This window comes from Janthinobacterium sp. LM6 (assembly GCF_002002885.1).
GTDB lineage: Bacteria > Pseudomonadota > Gammaproteobacteria > Burkholderiales > Burkholderiaceae_D > Janthinobacterium > Janthinobacterium kumbetense.
Genome location: NZ_CP019510.1, coordinates 4,009,511 through 4,033,594 on the forward strand (window position 1 = coordinate 4,009,511; position 24,084 = coordinate 4,033,594).

The 24,084-nt window shown below is 64.9% G+C and carries 17 protein-coding genes and 1 riboswitch; of the genes, 11 read left to right on the plus strand and 6 right to left on the minus strand.

Annotated elements, in window-relative coordinates; all coding sequences use genetic code 11:
• The first annotated feature begins 1 nt into the window (after position 1).
• The 9 genes from BZG29_RS17610 (at position 2) to BZG29_RS17650 (ending at position 11,976) form a co-directional block, all read left to right on the plus strand.
• Positions 2-2,638 (plus strand): fimbria/pilus outer membrane usher protein, encoded by a 2,637-nt coding sequence (locus BZG29_RS17610; RefSeq protein WP_077405645.1) that lies wholly within the window; start codon positions 2-4, stop codon positions 2,636-2,638.
• Positions 2,635-3,729 carry a fimbrial protein gene (locus tag BZG29_RS17615; protein WP_077405648.1) on the plus strand — a complete coding sequence of 365 codons (1,095 nt, stop codon included), beginning with the start codon at positions 2,635-2,637 and terminating at the stop codon, positions 3,727-3,729. The genes BZG29_RS17610 and BZG29_RS17615 overlap by 4 nt, the downstream gene beginning before the upstream one ends.
• 135 nt (positions 3,730-3,864) lie before the next feature.
• Positions 3,865-4,929: a hypothetical protein gene (locus BZG29_RS17620; protein ID WP_077409157.1), complete on the plus strand. Its 1,065-nt coding sequence runs from the start codon at positions 3,865-3,867 to the stop codon at positions 4,927-4,929.
• Positions 4,926-6,626, plus strand: a complete 1,701-nt coding sequence (gene recJ / locus BZG29_RS17625) for a single-stranded-DNA-specific exonuclease RecJ (RefSeq protein ID WP_077405651.1) — start codon at positions 4,926-4,928, stop codon at positions 6,624-6,626. Before BZG29_RS17620 ends, recJ begins: the two co-directional genes overlap by 4 nt.
• A 234-nt stretch (positions 6,627-6,860) precedes the next feature.
• Positions 6,861-7,268: a fosfomycin resistance glutathione transferase gene (fos, locus tag BZG29_RS17630; RefSeq protein WP_077405654.1), complete on the plus strand. Its 408-nt coding sequence runs from the start codon at positions 6,861-6,863 to the stop codon at positions 7,266-7,268.
• Between the two features lie 273 nt (positions 7,269-7,541).
• Positions 7,542-7,628: riboswitch (cyclic di-GMP riboswitch) on the plus strand.
• Positions 7,629-7,709: 81 nt separating this feature from the next.
• Positions 7,710-10,328, plus strand: a complete 2,619-nt coding sequence (locus BZG29_RS17635) for a S53 family peptidase (RefSeq protein ID WP_077409158.1) — start codon at positions 7,710-7,712, stop codon at positions 10,326-10,328.
• 137 nt (positions 10,329-10,465) lie between these two features.
• Complete coding sequence (locus tag BZG29_RS17640) at positions 10,466-10,903, plus strand: MbcA/ParS/Xre antitoxin family protein (protein WP_071076812.1); 438 nt, start codon at positions 10,466-10,468, stop codon at positions 10,901-10,903.
• A gap of 2 nt (positions 10,904-10,905) precedes the next feature.
• Positions 10,906-11,604, plus strand: a complete 699-nt coding sequence (locus BZG29_RS17645) for an RES family NAD+ phosphorylase (RefSeq protein ID WP_077409159.1) — start codon at positions 10,906-10,908, stop codon at positions 11,602-11,604.
• A 51-nt stretch (positions 11,605-11,655) separates the two neighbouring features.
• Positions 11,656-11,976, plus strand: coding sequence for a DUF2288 domain-containing protein (locus BZG29_RS17650; RefSeq protein WP_077405657.1), 321 nt, complete (start codon positions 11,656-11,658; stop codon positions 11,974-11,976).
• 3 nt (positions 11,977-11,979) lie between these two features.
• On the opposite strand, the gene BZG29_RS17655 is transcribed toward BZG29_RS17650, so the two are convergent.
• From BZG29_RS17655 to BZG29_RS17675, 5 genes are all read right to left on the minus strand, one after another.
• Complete coding sequence (locus BZG29_RS17655) at positions 11,980-14,133, minus strand: TonB-dependent siderophore receptor (protein WP_171985043.1); 2,154 nt, start codon at positions 14,131-14,133, stop codon at positions 11,980-11,982.
• A gap of 82 nt (positions 14,134-14,215) precedes the next feature.
• Positions 14,216-14,938: an ABC transporter ATP-binding protein gene (locus BZG29_RS17660; RefSeq protein ID WP_077405660.1), complete on the minus strand. Its 723-nt coding sequence runs from the start codon at positions 14,936-14,938 to the stop codon at positions 14,216-14,218.
• A 10-nt stretch (positions 14,939-14,948) separates the two neighbouring features.
• On the minus strand, positions 14,949-16,892 hold the full coding sequence (locus tag BZG29_RS17665) for a branched-chain amino acid ABC transporter ATP-binding protein/permease (protein ID WP_077405663.1): 1,944 nt from the start codon (positions 16,890-16,892) through the stop codon (positions 14,949-14,951).
• Positions 16,893-16,899: 7 nt separating this feature from the next.
• Entirely contained in the window at positions 16,900-17,790 is an 891-nt protein-coding gene (locus BZG29_RS17670) for a branched-chain amino acid ABC transporter permease (protein WP_034782923.1), read from the minus strand.
• Positions 17,791-17,875: 85 nt separating this feature from the next.
• Entirely contained in the window at positions 17,876-19,033 is a 1,158-nt protein-coding gene (locus BZG29_RS17675) for an ABC transporter substrate-binding protein (RefSeq protein ID WP_046682990.1), read from the minus strand.
• Positions 19,034-19,410: 377 nt separating this feature from the next.
• Between BZG29_RS17675 and BZG29_RS17680 the strand changes: the two genes are divergently transcribed.
• Both BZG29_RS17680 and BZG29_RS17685 read left to right on the plus strand, forming a co-directional pair.
• Positions 19,411-20,319 carry a hypothetical protein gene (locus BZG29_RS17680; RefSeq protein ID WP_077405666.1) on the plus strand — a complete coding sequence of 303 codons (909 nt, stop codon included), beginning with the start codon at positions 19,411-19,413 and terminating at the stop codon, positions 20,317-20,319.
• 24 nt (positions 20,320-20,343) lie between these two features.
• A complete protein-coding gene (locus BZG29_RS17685) occupies positions 20,344-20,769 on the plus strand; it encodes a hypothetical protein (protein WP_077405669.1) in 426 nt (141 codons plus the stop codon).
• Between the two features lie 20 nt (positions 20,770-20,789).
• On the opposite strand, the gene BZG29_RS17690 is transcribed toward BZG29_RS17685, so the two are convergent.
• Positions 20,790-23,840 carry a heparinase II/III family protein gene (locus BZG29_RS17690; RefSeq protein ID WP_171985044.1) on the minus strand — a complete coding sequence of 1,017 codons (3,051 nt, stop codon included), beginning with the start codon at positions 23,838-23,840 and terminating at the stop codon, positions 20,790-20,792.
• Between the last annotated feature and the right edge of the window lie 244 nt (positions 23,841-24,084).

The window sequence follows — 24,084 nt, forward strand, 5'->3', positions numbered from 1 at the left end:
CATGCGTACCCGGGAACAGTCTGCGCCCCCGCGTGCCGGAACGCGGCTTGCGCTCAGGCGCGGCCACGCCGTGCTGCTGGGCGCGCTCGCCGCATGGGGCGCCCTGCCCGCCTGCGCCGCGGTGGCCGATGTTGCCGATGTTACTGAGGTGCAATTCAACAGCGATTTCCTGATGAAGCCGCAGGGCCAGAGCGTCGACGTGGCGCGTTTCGCGCGCGGCAATCCGGTGCCGCCCGGCGCATACACGGTCGACCTGTACGTCAACGGCCGTTGGGTGGGCCATGATGCGCTGCGTTTCGTCACGCATGCGGGCGCCGCCAGCGCCACGCCGTGCCTGGACAGGACCGCGACCGCGCGCCTGGGGCTCGACCCGGAGAAGCTGTCCGCCCCGGCGCGTGCCGCACTGGCAGCGCCCCGGGCGGACTCCTGCCCGAATCTCGCCGACCTGGTCGACGGCGCGACGCAGGCGTTCGACCTGTCCGAGCTGCGTCTCGACCTGGGCATTCCGCAAGCCTCGCTGCTGCGCCAGCCGCAAGGCTACGTGAGCCAGGAATTCTGGGACGAAGGCGTCGCGTCGGCCACCCTCGGCTACAGCCTGAATACCTTTCACGTGGCCGGCGCCGGCGCGGCGGGCACGCAGACCTACCTGGGCCTGAACGGCGGCGTCAATCTCGGCAGCTGGCACCTGCGGCAAAATACCGCGCTGACGTGGCAGGCGGGCGGGCAGCGCAGCCGTCAGAACATCGCCACCTACCTGCAGCACGAGCTGCCCGCCCTGCGCAGCCAGCTGACGCTCGGCGATGCCTTCACCGACGGCGCCGTGTTCGACAGCATCGGCATACGCGGCGTGGCCCTCGCCAGCGACGACCGCATGCTGCCCGGCTCGCTGCGCGGCTATGCGCCGCTGATACGCGGCGTGGCCTTGAGCAATGCCCGCGTCAGCGTGACGCAGAACGGCAACAAGCTGTACGAGGCCACCGTCGCGCCAGGCCCCTTTGAAATCAACGACTTGTACGCCACCGGCTACGGCGGCGACCTGCTCGTCACGGTAACGGAAGCCGACGGCAGCGTGCACGGTTTTCCCGTGCCGTATGCCTCGGTGGCGCAATTGTTGCGCCCAGGAACCACGCGCTTCCACGTCGCCGCCGGCCAGTTGCGCGACGCGCAGTCGAACGGGCGCCCCCACCTGCTGCAGGGCACGGTGCAGCACGGCTTCAACAATTTTCTCACCGCGTATGCGGGCATGATCGTTGCCGATGGCTACCTGGCCGGTTTGCTGGGCACGGCGTTCAACACGCCCGCAGGCGCCGTCGCCGTCGACGTGACGGGCGCGCGCGCGCGGATTCGCGGCCTGGACGACACCACGGGCCAGAGCGTGCGGCTCGGCTACAGCAAACTGCTGCCCGCCACCGGCACCAACTTCGCGCTGGCCGCCTACCGCTATTCGTCGAGCGGCTTCTGGGCCTTGCGCGACGCCATGCTGGCGCGCAGCGAAGCGGCCGCGGGACGCGACCCGGGCGCCGTCGGCCGCCGGCGCAACCAGCTGCAACTGACCATGAACCAGAGCCTGGCGGACGGCTGGGGCAATGCCTATGTGCTGGCGTCGACGCAGGATTACTGGAACCGGGGCGGCGCCACCGTGCAGTTCCAGCTGGGCTACAACAATACGCGGCGCGCGCTCGGCACCAGTGTCAGCTACAACGTGTCGCTGTCGCGCCAGCGCAACGGCCTGACGGGACAAATGCAGAGCCAGGCCTTCGCCAGCGTGTCGCTGCCGCTCGGCACGGACGAGCACGCGCCGACCTTGTCGACGTTTCTCACGCGCAACAACACGAACGGCTCGTCCGCGCAGGCGATGCTGAACGGCTCGGCCGGCGCGGACAACGCCTACACGTACGGCGTCATGGCGAATCGTGCGCCGGGTTCCAGCACGGCCGGCGCGAACGGCCAGTATCGCAGCCCGTACGCGACCTTCTCCGCCAGCGCCAGCGGCGGCGCGGCTTACTCGCAGCTGTCGGCGGGGGTGACGGGCGCCATCGTCGCGCACCCGGGCGGCGTGACCCTGGCCAACAACCTGGGCGACACGATAGCCGTGGTCGAGGCGAAAGGCGCGACTGGCGCCCGCGTCAGCAATGCGGCCGGCGTGCGCATCGACGGCTTCGGCTACGCGGTGATTCCATACTTGTCGCCGTACAGCCTGAACACGATCGACATCGATCCGAACGGAATGCCGCTCGACGTCGAATTCAAGTCCACCAGCCAGCAGGTGGCGCCGCGCGCGAACGCGGTGGTGATGCTGCGCTTCGACACGCTGACGGGCCGGGCGGCGGTGATCGCGGCCCGCTTGCCGGACGGCGCGGCGCTGCCCTTCGGCGCGGCGGTGTATGACGCGCAGGGGCAAGGCGTGGGCGCGATCAGCCAGAACAGCCGCATCTTCGTGCGCGGCGTGGCCGACGAGGGCACGCTCACGGCGAAATGGGGCGACGCCGCCAACGAGCAATGCGCGTTCGCGTATCGCCTGCCGCCCAAGGGCGAAGACAGGGGCGCGTATGCGCATACCGACGCCGTGTGCGGTGCGAAGGGCGTCATGGCAAGCCCGGCAATGGCGCGGCGGTCCAACGGAGGAACAATACAATGAGCAGCTTGCTTTCATGTCACTTTATTAAGAAATTATCCGGTGTGCCGCTCGTGTGGGCCGCCAGCTGTGCCGGCCTGATCTTGAGCGCGCCGGCGCAGGCGAAGAATTGCACGATCACCCCCGCTGCCACGACGATCACCTTCGGCACGGTGACGGTGCCGCGCAATGCGCCGGTGGGCACGCAGATCGGTGCGACGCAGACTTCGTCGGGAACCTGGACGTGCCCGGCGAATCCTTCTACAAACCCCGACCTCCCCAACATACACGGCTACAACGTGGGCATTACCCCGTCGCGGGCCGCCATCGCCTTGCCCGCCACGTGGGTATGGGATACCGGCATCGCGGGGATCGGCCTCGAAGTGATGGACACGACCTACCTTGGTCCCGACAACTATAACGGCCTTATCTCCAGGCTGGGCTACACGGGCGGAATTAACTACTATGTGCCCTTCGTCGAGCCCGCCCTGACGTATACCAGCGCCTTGGCGAGCGGCTCCTTCGGGTTCAGGTATCGGCTGGTCACCACCGCCGCGCCGGTGACCGTGGGCGGCCCGATTCCCACGATTGAGCTGGCTTCCCTGGGCAGCAACGATCGCACCGGTGGTGGTTCGACGACCATGACGACCGACGTCAAGATCTATCTGGGCAGCACGACGATCGTCGCGAATGGCGCCACGTGCACGCTGAGCGCGCCAGCGAGCGTGGTCTTGCCGACCGTCAAGGGAAGCGCATTGAACCCGGCCGGCACGGCGGCGGGCGACACCGCCTTCAGCATCGATCTCTCGTCCTGCCCGGCCGGCGTGAACGTCTACATCACCTTGACGGACATGAATGGTGCCGACACCACCACCAGCAACCTGAACCTCACGGCCGATTCCAGCGCGCAAGGCGTGAAGCTGCGCGTGTCGAACAGCGGCGGCCCCGTGAAATATGGACCGGCCTTGCCGGGCGCGGGCAATACGAACCAGTGGCTGGTCGGCGCGTCGGCCAGCACCATGGCCATCCCGTTGAAAGTGCAATACCTCTCGACGGGGCCGGTGACGGCCGGCACGGTAAAGGGGCAAATGCAGTTCACGATGAGCTATCAGTGAGCCATCTGAGCACAGCTGCGCGCGGATCGTTTTATTGCATTAAGAGAAAGTCTGATGCGCCGGCAAAGGATGCCGCCCACGGCAAAAAACCATGCGCCCTTCTCGCGCGGCGCCACAATCGCCTACAATCTCGGGATGAATCAACTTACCCTCGTCCTGCCCTTCGCCTTGCCCAATGCCGAACTGGCTGCCGACCTGCTCAAGGTCTTGCAGGCGCCCGCGCTGGCGGCCCTGCTGTCGCGCACCTCTACTTGCAATTTGGAAACTTTTGACAACGCCAACCGCCTGCTGCCGCACGAAGCGTGGCTGGCGCACGCCTTGACCCTGTCGCCCGCGCCCAACGGCGAGGCGGCGCACGCGGCCTTTGCGGCCCAGGCCATGCGCGGCTACGGCCTGGCGCCGGAACCGGGCGCGCGCTATTTCCTGCTGCATCCGGCCCACCTGGCCATCGCCCGCAGCCATATCAGCCTGGAAGACTTGCGCCAGCTCAAGCTGAGCGAGGCCGATGGCCGCACACTGTTCGAGACGGCGCGTCCGTATTTCGACGAGATCGGCCAGCCGCTGGCATATGGCGACGCGGGCACCTGGTTCATGCGCGCCGATGGCTGGTCCGACTTGCAGTGCGCCACGCCGGACGCCGCCACCACGCAAGACCTGTCCGTCTGGATGCCGGAAGGCGAGCACGCGCGCGCCGCGCGCCGCCTGCAGAACGAAGTGCAGATGCTGTGGCATGAACATCCCGTCAACGCGGCACGCGAAGAACGAAGCTTGAAAGCCATCAATTCCTTCTGGATCTGGGGCGGCAGCCTGGCTGCATCTGCATCTGCATCTGCATCTGCGCGCTGCGCGGCCTGTCTGCATACGAAGGACGCGCCCGGCTGGCTGGCCGCGCTGGCGGAACCGGCGCGGCGCGATGCCAGTCCAGACAGTGTGCTGGCGGACCAAGCCGATGCCATCGTCGTGCTGGGCGGATTGACCGAAGCGGCGCAGGCCCAGGAATGGGGCATGTGGCTGCAACAGTTGCAAGCGCTGGAAGCCCACTGGTTCGCCCCCCTGCTGGCGGCCCTCAAGGATGGCCGCCTGGGCCAGTTGCGCCTGGTGCTGAGCCACCGCGACGCCTGGCTGGACTGCACCACCAGTAAGCATGCGCAGCGCAAATTCTGGCGCGCGATTACCCTGAACAAGTTGAAAGCATCATGACCCGTACCCGCATCGCCACCCGTCCCTGCCCATACCGCGAATCCGAATTGCTGCGCCAGGGCGGCATCCACCCCGTGCTGGCCCGCTTGTACGCGTCGCGCGGCCTGTCCGACGCGAAAGAACTGTCGAGCGAACTGGCGGCCCTGATGCCGCCGTCCGGCTTGCTGCACATCGGCGCGGCCGGCGTCTTCCTGGCCGACGCAATTGCCGCCAAGAAACGCATGGTCATCGTGGCCGACTACGATTGCGACGGCGCCACCGCCTGCGCCGTGGCCATCCGCGGCTTGCGCGCCATGGGCGCCGACGTCGATTTCATCGTGCCCAACCGTTTTGAATACGGCTACGGCCTGACGCCGGAAATCGTCGAATTGACGGCGCGCGAAAAGTCGCCCGACATCATCATCACCGTCGACAACGGCATCGCCAGCATCGACGGCGTGGCCGAGGCGAACCGGCGCGGCATTCAGGTGGTTGTCACCGACCACCATTTGCCGGCCGACACCTTGCCCGACGCGGCCGTCATCGTCAATCCGAACCAGCCCGCCTGCGGTTTTCCGTCGAAACACCTGGCGGGCGTGGGCGTCGTGTTCTACGTCTTGCTGGCCCTGCGGGCCGAGCTGCGCCGCCGTGGCATCTTTGATGCGCAAACGCAACCCAAGCTCGACAACCTGCTCGACCTGGTGGCGCTGGGCACGGTGGCCGACGTGGTGCGCCTCGATACCAACAACCGTATCCTCGTCGCGCAAGGCTTGAAACGCATGCGCAAGGGCAATATGCATGCGGGCGTGGCCGCCCTGTTCCGCGTGGCGGGCCGCGAAGCGCGCAGCGCCACGCCGTTCGACCTCGGTTTTGCCCTGGGACCGCGCCTGAATGCGGCCGGCCGCCTGCAGGACATGTCCCTGGGCATCGAATGCCTGATCACGGACGATGAAGGCCGCGCCTGGGCGCTGGCCCAGCAACTCAACGACATCAACCTGAAACGGCGCGAAATCGAGGCGGAAATGCAGGATACGGCCCTGCTGCACCTGGACACCTTCGAGCCGGCCAACAGCAGCACCATCAGCGTGTTTGACGAATCCTGGCACCAGGGCGTGATCGGCATCGTCGCTTCGCGCCTGAAGGAAAAATTCTACCGCCCGACCATCACGTTCGCGCCGGGCGCCGATGGCTGGATCAAGGGTTCCGGCCGCTCGATCCCCGGTTTTCACTTGCGCGACGCGCTCGACCTCGTGTCGAAACGGGCACCGAGCCTGATCGACAAGTTCGGCGGCCACGCCATGGCGGCAGGCTTGACCATCCGCGCCGACGCCTTCGACGCCTTTTCCCAGGCCTTCGAAGCCGTGGGCCAGGCCTGGCTCAGCGCCCAACAGCTGGAACGGGTGGTAGAAACGGACGGCCCGCTGGAAGACGCGTATTACACGACGGCCTTCATCGAACTGATGGATGAGCAAGTGTGGGGCCAGGGCTTCGCCCCGCCCGTCTTCTGCGACGAATTCCGCGTCGTCAGCCAGCGCATCTTAAAAGAGCGCCATTTGAAGCTGTTGCTGGAAAAGAACGGCGCGCGCTTCGACGCCATCTGGTTCGGCCACACGGATGCGCTGGGCGAACGGACAAGGGTCGCCTTCCGGCTCGACGCGAATGAATACAATGGCACGACCAAGGTACAACTCATGGTGGAGCACGCCGAGCCTGCGTAGTGACGCCTGACACAACCTACTGCGCGTTGGTATAGGTAGCCTGCGATGCTCACCGTACTAAAAGTACGGTTGCGCTTCTCGGCCACCTCTCCCTTCCGCTCGCTACGGTTCTGTCAGGCGTTGCGAATTTTGTGGTCTTATTGCTATGCCTCATGTTTACGTGAAACAATGTCGCACCAAACCACAGCGACGGCTGGAACAGCGATTCACACCACCTGAAAGTTATCCAGCACCATGTTGACCGGCCTGAACCACCTCACCCTGTCCGTGCGCGACGTGGCGCGCAGCGTGGCCTTTTACCGCGACACCTTGGGCTTGCGCCTGCATGCGCGCTGGGACAGGGGCGCGTACCTGTCGGCAGGGGATTTGTGGCTGTGCCTGTCGCTCGATGCGGGCGCGGCGATCGGCGCGGGCGGCTACACGCACTACGCGTTTTCCATTTCGCAGGACGATTTTCCCGCCTTTGCCGCCCGCCTGCGCGCCGCCGGCGTGGCGGAATGGCAGCAAAACAGCAGCGCCGGCGATTCCCTGTATTTTCTCGACCCGGACGGCCACCAGCTGGAAGCCCATGCCGGCAGCCTGGCGCAACGGCTGGCGGCCTGCCGCGCAGCGCCGTATCAGGGCATGGTGTTCGAGGATTGAGACCTGCAAGATCGCATATTTATTAAATTCGTTAAATTCATTAAAAAACAAAAATACAAGCGGCGTTTCTGTAAAAAACACTGTCACGCCTCGATACAGCCCTGATAACCTTGCTTTTAAGACTTAATCAGGCTGACAAGATTCCATCCTTCAATAGGCAAATTTGCCACATTTTATTGCATAAATAAAAATATTGATTGAAAATAGTTAACACTTATTTGGCAAATTCGCTAAAATCGATGACGCATCAGGAAATTCCCAATGATGCATGATCAGTTTTGAGGGCAAACCCGTCGAAAGGCGGGGACGCAAAGCCACCGGCCTACCGCGCGCAAGCGCCACGGCAGCGGGGCTGCCAATGCAGGGCCGGGACCGCCAGCGCGGCGCCAGCCTGGAAGCATTGTCGAGATGTGGCCCTCGCCCAACTCGGAGAGTTTCGCCATGAAAAAAATCATTCCCCCGCATCACCGTCAAGGGCGCCTGCTGCTGGGCGCCACAGCCGCCCTCCTGCTGGCCGCTTGCGGCCCCGGCCAGGAGACTTCGACGCCGCCCGCCGCCATCGCCACGGCCGCGACACAGTTCACTGTCGAGGTGCCCGTCATCCCCGCCGCCGTCGGTGCGCTGGTGGTGCAACCGATGTTCCATGCGGCCCCGGCCCTGCTCGATGCGCCTGACGGGCGCGACAGCGCCAACAGCAGCGGCTCGGCCCACTGGCGGCCGCACTTGCAAAACGTACCCGGCGCCATGCGGGAAATGACCACGCGCCGCCTGACGGCGCAAAAAATCGCCGCCTCGGAACAGACGGCACAGGATATCGCCCCCTTGCTGGACGGCGGCGCGGGCGACATCGCCGCCCCCATGGCCGGCAGCAGCGTGGTGGCGACCTATTCTCCCGCGCAAATCCGCGCCGCCTACGACCTGCCCGCCCTGCCGGCGGCCGGCACGGCGCTGACGCCAGCCCAGGCGGCCCAGCTGGGCGCGGGACAGACGATCTACATCGTCGACGCCATGCACAACCCGAACGCGGCGGCTGAATTGGCCATCTTCAACCAGAAATTCGGCTTGCCCGGCTGCACCACCAAGGCTATCGCCACGAATGCCACCCTGCCCCTGCCGCCCGCCCCGGCCAGCGGCTGTGAATTTTCCGTTGTCTACAACACGCCATCGAGCACCATGACGGCCACGGCGCCCGCCTATAACTCGGGCTGGGCCATGGAAATCGCGCTCGACGTGCAGTGGGCGCATGCCACGGCGCCGCTGGCGCGCATCGTGCTGATCGAGGCGCCCGACGCTTCCATCAACAGCCTGCTGGGCGCCGTGCGCCTGGCCAACCAGATGGGGCCTGGCGTCGTGTCGATGAGCTTTGGCGCCGCCGAAGGCAACTGGACAGCATCCGTCGACAGCGCCTTCATGGGCAAGAACATGAGCTACCTGGCCGCCACGGGCGATTCGGGCAGCGGCGTGTCCTGGCCGTCCGTGTCGTCCAACGTGCTGGCCGTGGGCGGCACCACGCTCAGCTACAGCGGCAGCGGCGTGCGCAGCGAAACGGCCTGGTCCGGCACGGGCGGCGGCATCAGCGCCTACACGGCACTGCCCGCCTACCAGACGGCCAGCGTGCCAGGCCTGACCAACCCGCTGCGCCGCAACGTGGCCGACGTGGCCTTCAATGCCGACCCCGCCACGGGCCAGTACACGGCCGTGATGACACCGGGCAGCAGCACCGCCAGCTGGCTCAGCATCGGCGGCACCAGCCTGTCCACGCCGCAATGGGCCGGCCTGGTCGCCATCGCCAACGCCAGCCGCGCGCTGCAGGCGAAGGCGGCGCTCGGCTTGCCGCACAACATCTTGTACGGCCAGATCGCCAGCGTGCCCGGCACCTTCGCCAGCAGCTTTGCCGACATCACGCGCGGCAGCAACGGCACGTGCAGCGTGTGCACGGCCAGGGTCGGCTATGACCCGCTGGGCGGCCTCGGCACGCCGAACGTGAAAAGCCTGCTGGCCGGCCTGTCGGGCACGCAGACGGCACCGGCCGCGCCGGTGGTGGCGCCGGCCAGCATCAGCGGCGCGGCCGGCAAGCCGCTGTCGTTCACCGTCTCGGCCAGCGCAGCCAATCCCCTCAGCTACACCATGCTGGGCGCGCCGGCCGGCATGAGCATCGCCGCCACGGGCGTAGTCAGCTGGGCCGCCCCCGTCGCGGGCACGTATGCCGTGACCATGGTGGCCAAGGATACCGTCAGCGGCCTCAGTGGCCAGGGCGTGTACGCCATCGTCATTACCCCCGTCGCGCCGCCCGTCGTCGGCGCCGGCGCCATCACGGGCAAGGTCGGCACGGCCCTGGCGTTCAATGTCAGCGTCTCCGCCCCCAATCCCGTCAGCTACACGCTCGCCGGCGCGCCGGCCGGCATGACCATCAGCAGCGCCGGACTGGTGAGCTGGGCCTCCCCGGTGGCCGGCACCTATGCCGTCACCGTGACAGCCACCGACAGCAAGACTGGCCTGAGCGGCAAAGGCATCTATACGGTGGCCATCGCCGCCCCGCTGCCCCCCGTCGTGACCGTGGCCAGCGTGAGCGGCAAGCCGGGCGTCGCGCTGTCGTTCGCCGCCACGACGGTGGCGCCCAACCCCGTCACCTACAGCCTGTCGGGCGCGCCGTCCGGCATGGCCGTCAGCGCCGCCGGCGTCGTCAGCTGGGCCAGCCCCGTGCTGGGCAGCTACAGCGTGACCGTCATCGCCAAAGATACCAGGACGGGCTTGACGGGCCAGGCCGTGGCGACAGTAAAAATCGCCGCCGCCGGTCCCACGATCAGCGCCGCCGCCATGACGGGCGTGGCCGGCAAGGCATTGAGCGGCAGCATCGTGCTGACGGCGCCGGGCGCGAACGCCCTGTGGATCTCCATCCTCGGCGCGCCGCTGGGCATGCAGTTTTCCATGAGCGGCATGACCATCACGGCCACCTGGCCGCAACCGGTGGCCGGCAGCTATACGCTGAAGGTCGTGGCAGTGGACAATAACGGCTTGACGGCGCAGCTCAACGTGCCCGTCACCGTCACGGCCAGATAAGCGAACGCGGCCCGCCAACGGGGCGCACCGGGGCTCCCGTCCTGGCGCGCCCCGTTTTGCATGCGCGCGGCCGTTGCAACGAATCCAGAAAAGGAGTATAAATAATCCATATACAGAGTTTTAACGAAGGATATGCCATGAATCTCGCCTACGCCTACCCGAAAAGCCGCTTCGAACCGGCCGTGCTCGTCGACCTGAATGCCAAGGCCGAGCGCGAGCGATTGTCGCAGGCGGCCCTGAAAGGCTTCTTCAAGCTGGCCGCCGCCTGGAAGTTGCGCGACGACGATGCGCGCGAATTGCTGGGCGGCCTGTCCAGCAGCGCCTGGTACGAGTGGAAGAAGCATCCGGACCGCGTGCTGGAAGTGGACCGCATCACGCGCATTTCCTATTTGCTGGGCATCTACAAGGCCTTGCACATCCTGTACGGCGACAAGCTGGCCGACGAATGGGTGAGTTTGCCCAACAAGAATCCCATCTTCGGCGGCCGCACGCCCCTGTCGCAGATGCTGGCCGGCGGCCTGCTGGCCATGCAGACGGTGCGCAAACTGCTCGACGCGCGCCGCGGAGGGCTGTGATCGTGCCTGTCGCCCCGCATGACCACCTGCCGCCGCTGGCCGCCTTGCGCCAGATCGACACTTGCCGCCTGATTCCCTCGCGCTTCGCCGACATGGAAGATTCCGTGCTGGCGCCCCTGGCCGAGGACGACGGCCACCTGCGCGAGCTGTTCGAACTCGATAACGCGACGAATGCGCGCCTGGTGGCCGAGTACGGCGGCGCGCCAGGAATTGGCGTGGACGAGCTGGTTTTTGGCGTGCCGCACTTTCGCATCATCAACGCCGCCTACACGTATGCCCGCCCGGAAGGGGCGCGTTTCAACGATGGCGAGCGGGGCGCCTGGTATTGCGCCTTCGACATGAAAACGGCGCTGGCCGAGATCATTTTCCACAAGACCGTGGAATACCAGGAAATCGATTATTTCGACGACAGCGTCAACTACCAGTCGCTGCTGGCCGATTTTTCCGCCAGTTTCCACGACCTGCGCGGCCAGGAACGCTACCGCGCCTGCCTGGACCCGGCCAGCTACATCGCCTCGCAGGACCTGGCCGCCATCCTGCTCGAAGCCGGCTCCATGGGCATCATCTTCCCCAGCACCCGGCTGGCGGGCGGCACCAACCTGGCCTGCTTCCGCCCTGCCCTGGTCGGCAATGTTCGCAAAGGCGCCGCCTATCGGTTAACATGGCGGGGTACGCCGACGCCGCAGGTGGAAGCCTTGTAAGGCAAGCAAACCGCGCGCAACGGCACCCGACTCACCGCAACTTGATCTCACATGCAAACCAATCCTGAAAAAGACACCGAACTGCGCCTCAAAGTGAACAGCGAAACGGCCCGCCTGGCCTGGAGCGAGCTGGAAAAGCACTTCGCCCAGGGCAATGTCGTCTGGGTCGCCAATGAACTGGACCTGGTCGAAGTGGCCGTGCGCATCTCGCACGACGACAAGGCCAGCATCGCGCAATGGATGGCCGACGGCAAAGTCGCCAAGGTGTCGGACCAGCAGGCGCTGGACTGGCAAGCCGCCGATGCGGCCCTGTGGGCCGTCGTCGTCAGCCCGTTCATCCTGGTGCAGCAGGAAAAACCGACCAGGCACTGATACCTACAGGCTGCGCTCGAGCATCAGGCGCAGCGACGCGCTGCCGTCAAGGCGCGTCACGCTGTTGCTGCGGCCCGCATCCTCCACATACGATTGCCCTTGCAGCTGCTGCTGGCGCAGCAAATTGGCCGCCGACAGCCGTACGCGCGTTTTCGCGTCCGGCTGCCACAGCGCATACGCGTCGAGCGTGCGCCGCACGCCCGCATGGCTGCTGGCATGCGCATCGAGCCGCGCCAGGCCGCCCGTCTGCACGTGCAGATTGCCGCCCATGCTCATCCCCGGCGCAAACCGGTAATCGAGTCCCAAATTGAGCGTGGCCGGCACCTGGCTGGCCAGGCGGTTGCCGGGCCCCGGCACGGCGGCGACCTTGGACCAGTTGCGCCCCGCGTTGGCGCGCACGTCGAGATCGGGCGCCTGCGCCCACAAGGTGCGCAGGGGGAACTTCACATCCAGCTCGATGCCGCGCACCGTGGCCGTGCCGTTGTTGAACGGGCTGGCCGTCCAGATGCCATCGCGCTGGAACAAGCGCTGCACGGTGACGTCGCTGATGCGTCGCGCGTAACCCGACAGGCTGGCCACGCCGCTCTTGCCGAAATAGCTTTCCCAGGCCGCGTCCAGCCCCCACGCCAATTCCGGGCGCAGGTCGGGATTGCCCTGGAAATCGGGATTGTTGGCGCTGTTGCCATTGTTGATGGTGTAGCGGCGCGGCACCAGATTGCGCGTGGCGGGCGCCTTGTAGGTGCGCGCCAGCGCCAGCCGCAGCTGGTCGCGCTCCTGCTGCGGCAGCTTCCACAGCAGCTGCGCCACGGGGCTCCAGACGCTGGCCCGCGTGCGCACCTCGCTCAGGGTGCGGCCCTCGGTCGCCGTCTGCAAGCCTTCCCAGCGCACGCCCGCGTACATTTGCAGGCGCGGCGTCACGTCCCATTCATCCTGCGCATACAGGGCCAGGCGCCGCACGTCGGCCGTGTAGTCTTCATCGAGCGCGTACGGCGCGCCACCGGCAAGATAGGTGTCGCGCTGGCGGCGCGACTCGCTGCGGCGTATCAGGCTGCCGTCCCAGCCCAGACTCAGAGCGTGCCCGCCGCCCAGCCGGCCCAGGTATTTTCCGCTGCTGTTGACGCTGTCGTCGATGGCGTCGGAGACCACGCCGCGCAGCAGCAGGGGCGCGCCATCGGCCGCCGCGCCATGAAACGCGTAATCCGTGTCGCGCCGGTTGTGGTTGACGCCCAGTCTGGCCGTCAGCTTGCCAGCCGCCCCCAGCGCGTGCGTCCAGCTCACGTCGCTGCGCGCGGAAAACACGCTCGCTTGCGAGGTGGCGCCATTGCGCGGATACGCCGTGGGCATGCCCAGCAAGACCGTTTCGCTGGCCACGCCGTCAAAACCCGTGCGATACCAGTCCAGCAGGCTTTGCCAGGTGACGGTGTCGCCATTGTCCAGGGTCCAGTGCAGGCGCGGCGTCAGGCTGGCCTTGTTGACGGACGAGGCATTGCGCGTGCGCGTGTCCCGCAGCGCCAGCGGCGTGCCGGTGGCATCGGACATTGCTTCCGTCGTCCTGCCCGCCACGTCATCGGCCGTGCGCTCGACCGCCCCCGTCAGCGAGTAGGCGAAACCGGGCAGCTTGTCCGCCACGCGCAGCGACGCGGCAGGCTGCCAGCGGCCATCCTGCCGGCCCGCGCCCAGCTTCCATTCGCGCTCGGCGCCGCTGGCGCCCTTGCGCAAGACCACGTTGATGCTGCCCGCGACGGCTTGCATGCTGTATTCGGCCGTCGCGCTGCGCAGGATCTCGATGCGCTCGATCATCTCAGGGGCGATCGATTCGATGGAAAAACCCGGCGGCGCCGCTTCGCCGTTGACCAGCATCTGCGTATAGCCGGCGCCCAGACCGCGCATGCGCACCTCGCCGCCGACGACGGAGACGCCGGGCTGGCGCTTCAGGGCCGCGGCCAGGCTGCCGTCGCCATATTGGGCCAGGTCGTCGCGGCTGACGATGATCTTCGCGGCCGTGTCGTCGCGCCGCTGCTGCAGGCCGCTGGCGGCGGTAATTTCAACCTTTTGCAGCGGCGCATCGCCGGCGCAGGCCGAAACGGGCAAGAGCAGGAAAAAAAACGGGGATAAAAGCGGAGGTAAAAGCGGGGGAAACGGGCTGGCGCTGCGCATGATGCCTTTTTCTACACTGCGGGTTGGGAAGCGCAGTGTAGAGGATTTGACAATGCGCAGCAAGCGCATTGTCAAGCCAGCTTCAGTGCCCGCCGCCCAGGTAAGCCGCGATCACCTTCGGATCATTTTTCAGGCTTTCCGCCGGCCCGTGCACGGAAATGCTGCCGTTTTCCAGCACGTAGCCGTAATCGGCCACGTTCAGGGCGGCGGCGGCGAATTGTTCGACCAGCAGCATGGTCACGCCTTCCGCCTTCAATCGCGTGATGATGCGGAAGACTTCTTCCACCAGGATGGGCGCCAGGCCCATCGACGGCTCGTCCAGCAGGATCACTTCCGGGTTCAGCATCACGGCGCGGGCCATGGCCAGCATCTGCTGCTCGCCGCCCGACAAGGTGCCGGCCAGCTGGTCGCGCCGCTCCTTCAGGCGGGGGAACAGTTCCAGCGCCTTGTCCAGGTCGCCCTTGATGTCGCCTTTCGGGCGCGCCCGCGTAAAACGGGGAAAGGCGCCCAGCAGCAGGTTGTCCGTCACCGACATCGAGGCGAACACCCTCCTGCCTTCCGGCGAATGGGCCAGTCCCGCGCGCGCGATGCGGTGCGAATCGAGCCCCGTGACATCCTTGCCGCCCAGGGTGACGCTGCCTGATTTCGGTTTCAGCATGCCGGAAATGGCGCGCATGGTGGTGGTCTTGCCGGCCCCGTTCGAGCCGATCAGGGTCACCAGCTTGCCCTTCGGGACGTCGAGCGAAATGCCATGCAGGACTTCGACTTTGCCGTAGGCGGCGTGCAGATTGTTAATGGTCAGCATGATCTTCCTCTCAGTGCGCCGCTGGCGCCAGGGTTTCGGCGCTGCCGCCCAGGTAGGCTTCGATCACCTTCGGATCGCTCTGGACAAGCGCGGGCACGCCTTCGGCGATCTTCTGGCCGAAGTCCAGCACCGTCACCACGTCCGACAGGGCCATCACCACGTCCATGTGATGCTCGATCAGGATGATGGTGATGCCGTGCTCGCGGATCTTGCGGATGATGGCCATCAATTCCTTGATGTCGGGCGCCGTCAGGCCCGCCGCCGGTTCGTCGAGCAGCAGCAAACGCGGGTTCAGGCCCAGCGCGCGGCCGATTTCCAGCAGCCGCTGCTTGCCGTATGGCAGATTGCGCGCCTCTTCGTTGGCCAGGTCGGCCAGGCCGACGAATTCGAGGATGCTGGCGGCCCGCTCGCGCGCCGCCTTCTCTTCGCGCTTGTAGCGGGGCGTATGCAGCATCACGTCCAGCACGTTCGATTTAAACGTGTTATGCAAGCCCACCAGCACGTTTTCCGTCGCCGTCATTTCGCCGAACAGCTGCACGTTCTGGAAGGTGCGCGCCACGCCGCCCAGGGCGATTTCGGACGGCGTGCGGCCGGAGATCACCACGCCGGCAAATTCCACCTTGCCCGCCGTCGGCTTGTAGATCCCCGTGAGCACGTTCATCATCGTGCTCTTGCCCGAGCCGTTCGGCCCGATCAAGCCGTGCACGGAGCCCTGCGTGACGTTCAAGTCCACCTGGTTCAGCGCTTTCAGGCCGCCGAACTGCATCAGGGCCTGGTCCACGCGCAGCAAGGTCGCGCCCTGCTGCCCGCCCTGCGCGTGGTCAAACGGCGCCACGCCGTGCGAGGCGACGGCTTCCACATGGCGCCGGCCCTTGCCGATAAAGCTCATCAAAAAGCCGACGATGCCGTCCTGCAGGTAGTACACGACGAATAAGGTCATCAGGCCGAAGATGGTCAACCGCCAGTCGACCATGTTTTCCAGCTTGTACGAATACGCGGCCAGGCCGATGGTGGCCACCAGGGGCACGAGCACGCCGCGCACGGTGGAGCGCTTTTTCGCCAGCATGATGGCGGAACCGATCACGCCCAGCACGGCGGCGCCGACGGCGATCTTGCGGAACAATTCGATGTCCGACAGAAGGCTGGGCAGCATGACGACGATCAGGGCGCCGATCAGGGCGCCCGAACGCGTCTTGCGCCCGCCCATGATGACGGCCAGCAGGAACAATATCGTCAGCTCGAAGTTGTAGGTATTGGGCGAAATGTATTCTTCCGAATACGCATACAGGCTGCCGGCCAGGCCCGCGAAGCCGGCGCTGATGACGAAGGCATACACCTTGTAACGATACACGGATACGCCCATGCAGTCCGAGGCGATGGGACTGTCGCGCAAGGCTTCGAACGCCCGGCCCAGGTTCGACTTCAAAATGCGGTGCACCACCACCAGCGAGATCACCAGCAGCGCGGCGACCATGTAGTAGTACTCCACTTCCGTCAGCTTGTGGCCGAACAGCACGGGCTTGTGGATCTTGATGCCCATCGGCCCTTCCGTCAGGAAGCTCATTTCATTGATCAGGATTTGCACGATGGTGCCGAAGGCCAGGGTCACCATCGCCAGGTAGGGTCCCGTCACGCGCAGGGCCGGCAAGGCCAGGATGGCGCCGAAGACGGCCGCGCCCAGGATACTGGCGGGGATGGCCAGCCAGAACGGCGCGCCCAGCTTGAACACCAGCACGCCCGTGGCGTACGAGCCGATGCCGAACAGGCCCGCGTGGCCCAGCGACACCTGCCCCGTGTAGCCGACGACGATATCGAGACCGAACAGCAGGATGGCATAGATCAATATGGTCTCGGCCAGGTGGATGTAATATGGGTTCGGAATGACGATGGGGAACAGCGCGAGCACGGCCAGGCCCGCCGCGCTCAATGCCAGCATGGTGATTTTCTTGTTCATGTCGTCCTCAGACTTTCTTGATCGCGGCTTTGCCGAACAGGCCGGACGGCTTGATGGCCAGCACCAGCAGCAACAGCAGCAGGCCAGGCACTTCCTTGTAGCCGGTGGAGATGTAGTAGCCGGTGGTGGTCTCGGCGATGCCCAGGATCAGCCCGCCGACGATGGCGCCCACGCCCGAGGTCAGGCCGCCGATGATGGCCACGGCAAACGCTTTCAAGCCCAGCGAAGCGCCCATGGTCGCCCCCGTCAGGGTCAGGGGCGCCACCAGCACGCCCGCGAACGCCGCCGTGGCCGACGACAGCGCGTAGGAAAAGGTGATGACCATGCCCGTGTTGATGCCCATCAAACCGGCCGCGTCGCGGTCGTTGGCCGTCGCCACCACGGCCTTGCCGTAGATCGACTTGCGGTTGAATACTTCCACGGCCAGCATGATGGCCAGCGCGCCGACGATGACGGCCACCTGCATCTGCTGCACATTGGCGCCAAACACCTGGAACGGCGCGGCCGACAGCGGCGACGGGAACATCAGGTCATCCTTGCCCCAGATGTTTTCCGCCACGTTCTTGAAAATGATGGCCAGCGCGATGGTCGACATGATCCAGCCGAATTCGGACTTGATCTTGATGGCGGGCCGCACGCCTATCCATTCGACGAACACGCCCTGCAAGGCGCCGAAGACGATGACGATGGGGATCATCAGCAGATAGCTCATGTACGGCCCGCCGTGGATGGTGCCCACCAGGGAGAGGCCCACGAGCGCGCCCAGCATCAGGGATTCGCCCTGGCCGAAATTGAGGGTGCCGGAAGTGGCAAAGGTCAGCTGGTAGCCGAAGGCGATGACGGCATAGATCATGCCCAGCGCGATGCCGCTGAAGACGAGCTGCAGGAAGATTTCCATGGTATTCCCCGGAAGACGAAAGATGAAAAAATGGCCAGTCCTGATTCCTCAAGGCTGGCCACTGCGCGGCGACTGTCCGCCAGGCTTATTTCGCGAGGACGACCTTGCCGTCCTTGACTTCGCCAAACACGGTCAGGTCGGCCGTGATCGCTTCATGGTTGGTCTTGCTGAACGGTTTGTTGTAGGTGGTGACGGCGCCTTCCACCTTCTCGTTCAGGTTTTCCAGCGCGGCGCGCACTTTCGGGCCGTCCGTGCCGCCCGCCTGCGTGATGGCCGCGGCCAGCAGGTAGATGGAATCGTAGCCTTGCGCGGCCGAAACGGCCGACGGCATGCGTCCGCCCGACGGCTTGTAGGCGGCCACGTAGGCGTCGATGAAGGCCTTGCGCTTCGGCGTGCTGGCATCCTGGATGAAGGTTTGCGGCATGCGCGTGCCGTTGCCGTTCTTGCCCGCGTTGTCGATGAAGTTACCCATGGCCAGGGTCCAGCTGCCGATCAGCGGCACTTTCCAGCCCAGTTTTTCCATGCCGTTGGCGATCTGCGCCAGTTCCGGGCCGATGCCGTAAGTCAGCACAACTTCCGCCCCCGCCTGCTTGGCTTTCAGCAGCTGGGCCGTCATGTCGACGTCCTTGATGTTGTATTTTTCCACGACGACGGGCTTGATGCCCTTCTTGTCGAGCGCCTTTTCCAGGTCTTCGCGGCCCAGCTGGCCATAGTTGGTGGAGTCTGCCAGGATCGCCACTTTCTTGAACTTGCGGTTCTCGATGGCCTCATGCACGATCATGCCGGACTGGATGGTGTCATTGGCGGCATTGCGGAAGATGTAGTTTTCCGGCTGGTCGGCGAATTGCTTGGTGACGATGGAGCCCGTCGCCACATTGTTCATGACGGGAATTTTCGCTTCCTGGTAGAAGCGCTGCGAAGCGAGGGCCACGCCCGTGTTGATGTAGCCGACGGTGGCGGCGACCTTTTCCTTGTTGATCAGCTCCTGGGCGATCTGCACGCCGCGTTCGTTCTTCGCTTCGTCATCGCGCTCGATGAGCAGAAGCGAACGGCCCAGCACGCCACCCTTGGCATTGATTTCAGCGACGGCCAGCTTGACGCCGTCGCGCATCGACACGCCCATCGGCGCGGAACCGCCCGTAAACGGTCCGGACACGCCAATCTTGATGGGGTCGGCTGCGACTGCCGCCTGCGAGAAACCCAAAACCAAACTTGCCACGAGCAATTTCTGTTTCAAATTCATTGTCATCTCCTCTGATACAACGTTTTTAATGCCACTTATTTTTATAGTCGTACGCTGGATAACCGCCCCATCGATAAATCATTGTAGGTGAGTAAACATGCACCAGCAACAACTACATATGACGCGTCGCAACATGCGGAAAAGCCGCAATTGCAGGCCTGTTGTCAGTCTTTTGTAAGGAAAATATGGCGCAAATTGGCGCACCTGCGCCATTCGGCAACAATCCTGTGGCAAAACGCGACAGGCAAGCAGACGAGCCCGGCGATTCCCCTGGGCGCTGATCTGGCGCAATACTGCTACTCCTCAGCATGCTAACGTCGGGCATGCCAGCGCGTGCGCGCCGGCCCCGTCAGCCACTCCTACCGCCTGGAGGCCATATGCAGCGCCCGTCGAACTCGTCCATTTTCCCCTTGCTGCTTGGCGCCGGCGCCAGCCTGCTGTTGGGCGGCTGCGCCACCGACCTGGCGCCCGTGCGCACCTTTGCCGAGCAGACGCAAAAGATGTCGGTCCACTTCGAACCCATGCTGGCGGGCGGCGTCCACAGCTGCATGGACAAGGCCATGCGCAAGCGTCTGATCCTGGCCGAGCGTTTCGATGCGCAAGCCAGCGAACAGGCGGCGCGCGCCGATTGCGCCGCCATCGCGCAAGCCAGCGTATCGATCGCCAGCCTGAACGACGTCCTGCTGCGCTACGCCCATACCCTGGCGGCGCTGGCCGACGACAAGCTGCCCGTCTACAAGGAAGAGTTTGGCGGACTCGGCAATGCGCTGGGCGGCCTGGCGCAGCCGGACGGCGGCGCGCCCCTGCTCGATGCGGACAAGCTGGCCAAGGTCATCAAATTGAGCGAACACCTGAGCCGCCTGGCCACGCAGCGCCTGCAGAAATCGGCATTGCGCGAATTGCTCGACGAGCAGGAAGCCGTCGATATCGTCAGCAATGCGCTCAAGGAATATGCCCAGCGCAGCTACCGTGCCGGCTTGCAGGATGAATTGCGCGACCTGGCCCAGTTGCGCGGCGCCGTCGATAACGCCGCGCCGCGCGAACCGCTGGCCGCCAATTACATCCGCACGCGCCTGCACCTGGAAGGCCGGCAATTGCAGGAAAGGGAAAAGATCGTCGCCGCCTACGTCGCCGCCGTCGACGCCCTGCAAGCGAGCGTGGCCGCGCTGCGGGCCAATCTCGACCGCCTGCAGGCGCCCGAACTGGAACGGCAGCTGGCGCGCTTTTCACGCGACGTCGAGGCGCTGCAGCGGCAAGCGGCGTTCTATGCCCCCGCCCGCTGGTAAATGACAGGCCCACCGGAGAATCCCATGGCCCCACTGACCGAACTGACGAAAGAGCAAAGCTACGCCATCGCCGACAGCCTGGCGCAGGCATCAAGCCTGGTGCTGGAATTGCGCATCCGCGAACGGGAAGCGCTGACGCCGGACGAGCGCGCGCTGCTGGAACAATATGAAAACCACCTGGACCAGATGGTGGCCCTGTTTCGCGCCTACGGCATTTACCTGACGGCCGAAGGAGCCGAGCAGGCGCGCGGCGAGATCGAAGGCGCCATCGCCAAGGGCAAGCTGCAGCTCAAGCGCATCGCCGACGTGAAGGCCGCCATCGGTGCGGCGGCCAGGCTGGTCGACTTGGGCGCCGCCATCCTGTCGCGCGACCCGTTCGCCATCGGCGAGGCGGCGGCAAGCCTGCGGGCCAGGCCGAAGAAGGAGGAAGCGGCCGGACAGACTGCGTGAGTCCGCCGGCCAGTGCCGCATTACTCGATGCTGAGCACGCCCTGGTCCGAACTCAGATACGTCCCGGCGCCATCGGCCGCTTCGGCCAGGCTCCAGGCGTAGCCGCCTGCCGCCGGCGCCGACGTCAACGCGTAGTGCGCGCCCGGTTTCAGTCCGGTAGCCAGGATGGCGCCGCCGGCCTGGGTCGAGACCCAGTCCATGCGGGCGGCGGGCGCCACTTCGCGGTTGAACAAGGCGTGCAACTGCCCGCCCAGCAACAGGGCCTCCGTGTTGGCCGCCGCCGGCAGGCGTATCGCGCTCGGCGCAGCGGCCGGCCCCGTGCCGCCGTCATTGTCGGCAACGGCCAGCACATGCAGGAAGTACTCGGGCGCGTTCAGGGCGGGCGCCGCGGGCGCCGCCACTTCCAGGCGCCAGGCGCCGACATCGCTGGTCCACGATTGCTGCTTGCTGACCAGCGGCGTCTGATTGCGCCACAGATAACTGCCATCGGCCTGGCGCCGGCGCACGGTGAAGCGGCAATCGGCGCCGTTGGCGGCAACGGCGCCCGTTTCGAGATCGGTCTGCGCACAGCCATTGCCCCCCTCCTGCGCACCGCCCACCTTGCGCACGCTGGCATTGAGCGGCAGGATCGTCTGCGCCGTCAGCATGCCGCCGCCATTGCGAATGGTGACGATGCGCTCCTGGCCCGCGTTGTAGCCCAGCTGGTACTGGCCATTGCCCAGCGCCGTCACGCCCGGCGCGCCCGATACGGGATCATTTGCCGTGTGCAGCAGGAAGGTGGCCGGCAAGGCCTGCTTGCTGCGCACGCTGTCGAAGACGACGGTGACCGGCTTGCCCCAGAACGATGGCGAGCGCAGGAACAGCACATTGCGCACGAAACCGTTGGCCATATCGAGCTTGCTGGACGCATAGGCCTTGCTTGCATTGCCGCTGGTGTAGGTGTACTGCGGCGTATTTTCGTAACGGATGATGCCGTCGAGCGCATTCGGGCCCGCAGGGCTGATTTCCTCGATCGTCGGATAGCCCTGTCTCGGCGCATAGAACCATTGGCCGCCGTCATTGCTGAATTCCCTGTCTCCGCGCGTGAAACGCTCGTTCTTGTCGAATATCAGCAGCGTATTGTGAGCAATGCTGCGCGTGTAATAGTTCCACCAGTGGCTGCTGCCATATTCTTCATACAAGCCGGTGTCGAGCAGCAGCGGCGCCTTGTAATTGAGCGAAAAACTGTTCTGGTCGAAGTGCTGGTGATTTTCCGCGATAAAGGACGTCGATTTGAATTCCAGTAGCGTGGCATTCGCATAGTCCCAGGTATCGCGCATCAGCACCTGGCCCGACGTCCTGAAATGGCGCGACAGTTCCAGCGATTCCAGCGGCGCCGCCGGCAGTTGAACGGGCCACAGCAGCCGTTCCAGTATCAAGGCATCGTGCGCGCTGCGCGACGCCACGACATGCTCGCGATAAAACTTCCCGGCCACGCCATCGGCCGTATCCGTCACCGCGCCCAGCGCCAGCTGCCCGATCAATGTGCTACCGAGCGGCGTCGTGAAATTATCGCCGCTGGCGGGAAAGCTGCCGTCATGGCGCAAGCCGTAGATATACGGATAAATCAGCCTGGCTTGCCAATCGGCCTGCAACAGGGGCGCCGTCCCCGTACTTTCCAGCGCGCTGCGCCACAGGAGCAGGCGCTCGGGAATGCTCGATACGCCATAGGCAAAGCCCATATGGTGGCCGCCGTCGACCGAAATCAGGGCGCGTGCCGCAAGAAAGCCCTTTTCGTAGTGCGCATACGATGTTTCAATCATCGGCAACACTTCCGGATGCTCGTCGACGATGGCCAGCAAGCCGACGGTGACATTATTGACGGCGCTGAACGGGTGGCCGCTGATATAGAAACCGGCGATGGACGGCTTCGATTCGCTGCGGTCCCACTGTTCATACACGGGCTTCTTCTTGCAATCAAAACTGGTGCTGGTGATATATAACTGCTGATAGCCGCACATCGAGACAAACAGATTCTCGTGCCCCTTGCCCGTATCGGCGGCGATCGTTTCCTTGATTCGCTGCGCCGTCAGGTCGCGGTAGGTGCCGAAACCCACGGCGTCGGGCACGGCGCGCGCGCCCGTTTCGGCAAACAGCCAGTCGTAGAGGATGCCCATGGCGCCCACCCGTCCGCCCGACGACCACTCGCCGCCGGCCACGGGGGGCGTCACCAGCAGCTTGTCGAGGTAATTCAGGGCGCCATCCAGATATTTCGCATTGCCCGTCAGGCGGTAGGCCATGGCCAGCATCTGCGCAGTTTCATAAATCGTGCCGCGGCTGCCGGTGGCCACGTTGCACAGGTCCGGCACGCCGCTGGCAGGGGGAATCAGCGGGCAGGCCTGAAGCGTGCTCACCCGTCCGTCGACACGCTCCATGAAGCCGTACCAGGCCTTGTTGAGCAAAGCATCCATCGCCGGTGCCTGCCACAATGCATGGCCGCCGCCATCGAGCAAACGGAAATTGCGCATGGTTTCATTGCGCCGCATGCCTATCCTGCTGATCTGCCCATCCGCCTTCCATTCCATCGGTGGCGTGGCGCCGGTGCCGTCGACCGTTCTCCAGCCCATGGGCACGGCAACGCCATTGACTCTCAAGTCAACTTTATGGGTCTGGCTATTCCATGACAACTGGATGTTCGACCAGACATCGGGTTTTAAATCGATCCTGGCGACAGACAGATACTGGGCCAGTCCATTGACCTGGAAGCCGACCTGAAAACCGATGCTTTCCCCCGCCGCACCGGCCGGACTGTCATAGGAATCGACGTGGCGGATAAAAAAACCGTTGCGGCTCGGACTGAATTCGCCAAAAATCGGCTGGTTGACGCTATCGAGCGCATCCTTGCGCCCGGCGAACAGCTCCAGGCTGATGCTGCCGCCTGCGGCGGGAAACGCGGCCGGCAGATTCGGCAATTGCGGTTTCAACGCATCGAAACTGGCTTGATTCAGGAATAGCCGCGGATGGCCCTGCTTGATGGGCGCCGGCAATTGCGCCATCGCGGAAGAGGCAAGCAGGCAAAACATGCCCAGCATGGCATGCGCCATTTTCCTCGGCAAGAACGGCACACCGCTTCGGCGATGGCGAAACATTGTTTTCTGTTGGCGAATCATTTGACTTTGCACACGGGCTCCCGGAATCAACCAGTTAATAAAAAAACCATATGGCGAATACTGCCATACAATTTTTCAAAAAAGCCAATAATGACCATCAAATAACAAATTATTGAAAGAAAATATAAGCAGTAGGAATTACCACGAAGAATTAATATTTCCGATC

Bases quoted from the DNA above. Each gene is read 5' to 3' on its own strand.
- BZG29_RS17690 (WP_171985044.1), bottom strand. From the start codon at position 23,840: ATGCTGGGCATGTTTTGCCTGCTTGCCTCTTCCGCGATGGCGCAATTG.
- fos (WP_077405654.1), top strand. From the start codon at position 6,861: ATGTTGACCGGCCTGAACCACCTCACCCTGTCCGTGCGCGACGTGGCG.
- BZG29_RS17665 (WP_077405663.1), bottom strand. From the start codon at position 16,892: ATGAACAAGAAAATCACCATGCTGGCATTGAGCGCGGCGGGCCTGGCC.
- recJ (WP_077405651.1), top strand. From the start codon at position 4,926: ATGACCCGTACCCGCATCGCCACCCGTCCCTGCCCATACCGCGAATCC.
- BZG29_RS17655 (WP_171985043.1), bottom strand. From the start codon at position 14,133: ATGCGCAGCGCCAGCCCGTTTCCCCCGCTTTTACCTCCGCTTTTATCC.
- BZG29_RS17675 (WP_046682990.1), bottom strand. From the start codon at position 19,033: ATGAATTTGAAACAGAAATTGCTCGTGGCAAGTTTGGTTTTGGGTTTC.
- BZG29_RS17635 (WP_077409158.1), top strand. From the start codon at position 7,710: ATGAAAAAAATCATTCCCCCGCATCACCGTCAAGGGCGCCTGCTGCTG.
- BZG29_RS17660 (WP_077405660.1), bottom strand. From the start codon at position 14,938: ATGCTGACCATTAACAATCTGCACGCCGCCTACGGCAAAGTCGAAGTC.
- BZG29_RS17680 (WP_077405666.1), top strand. From the start codon at position 19,411: ATGCAGCGCCCGTCGAACTCGTCCATTTTCCCCTTGCTGCTTGGCGCC.
- BZG29_RS17610 (WP_077405645.1), top strand. From the start codon at position 2: ATGCGTACCCGGGAACAGTCTGCGCCCCCGCGTGCCGGAACGCGGCTT.
- BZG29_RS17615 (WP_077405648.1), top strand. From the start codon at position 2,635: ATGAGCAGCTTGCTTTCATGTCACTTTATTAAGAAATTATCCGGTGTG.
- BZG29_RS17685 (WP_077405669.1), top strand. From the start codon at position 20,344: ATGGCCCCACTGACCGAACTGACGAAAGAGCAAAGCTACGCCATCGCC.
- BZG29_RS17670 (WP_034782923.1), bottom strand. From the start codon at position 17,790: ATGGAAATCTTCCTGCAGCTCGTCTTCAGCGGCATCGCGCTGGGCATG.
- BZG29_RS17620 (WP_077409157.1), top strand. From the start codon at position 3,865: ATGAATCAACTTACCCTCGTCCTGCCCTTCGCCTTGCCCAATGCCGAA.
- BZG29_RS17640 (WP_071076812.1), top strand. From the start codon at position 10,466: ATGAATCTCGCCTACGCCTACCCGAAAAGCCGCTTCGAACCGGCCGTG.
- BZG29_RS17650 (WP_077405657.1), top strand. From the start codon at position 11,656: ATGCAAACCAATCCTGAAAAAGACACCGAACTGCGCCTCAAAGTGAAC.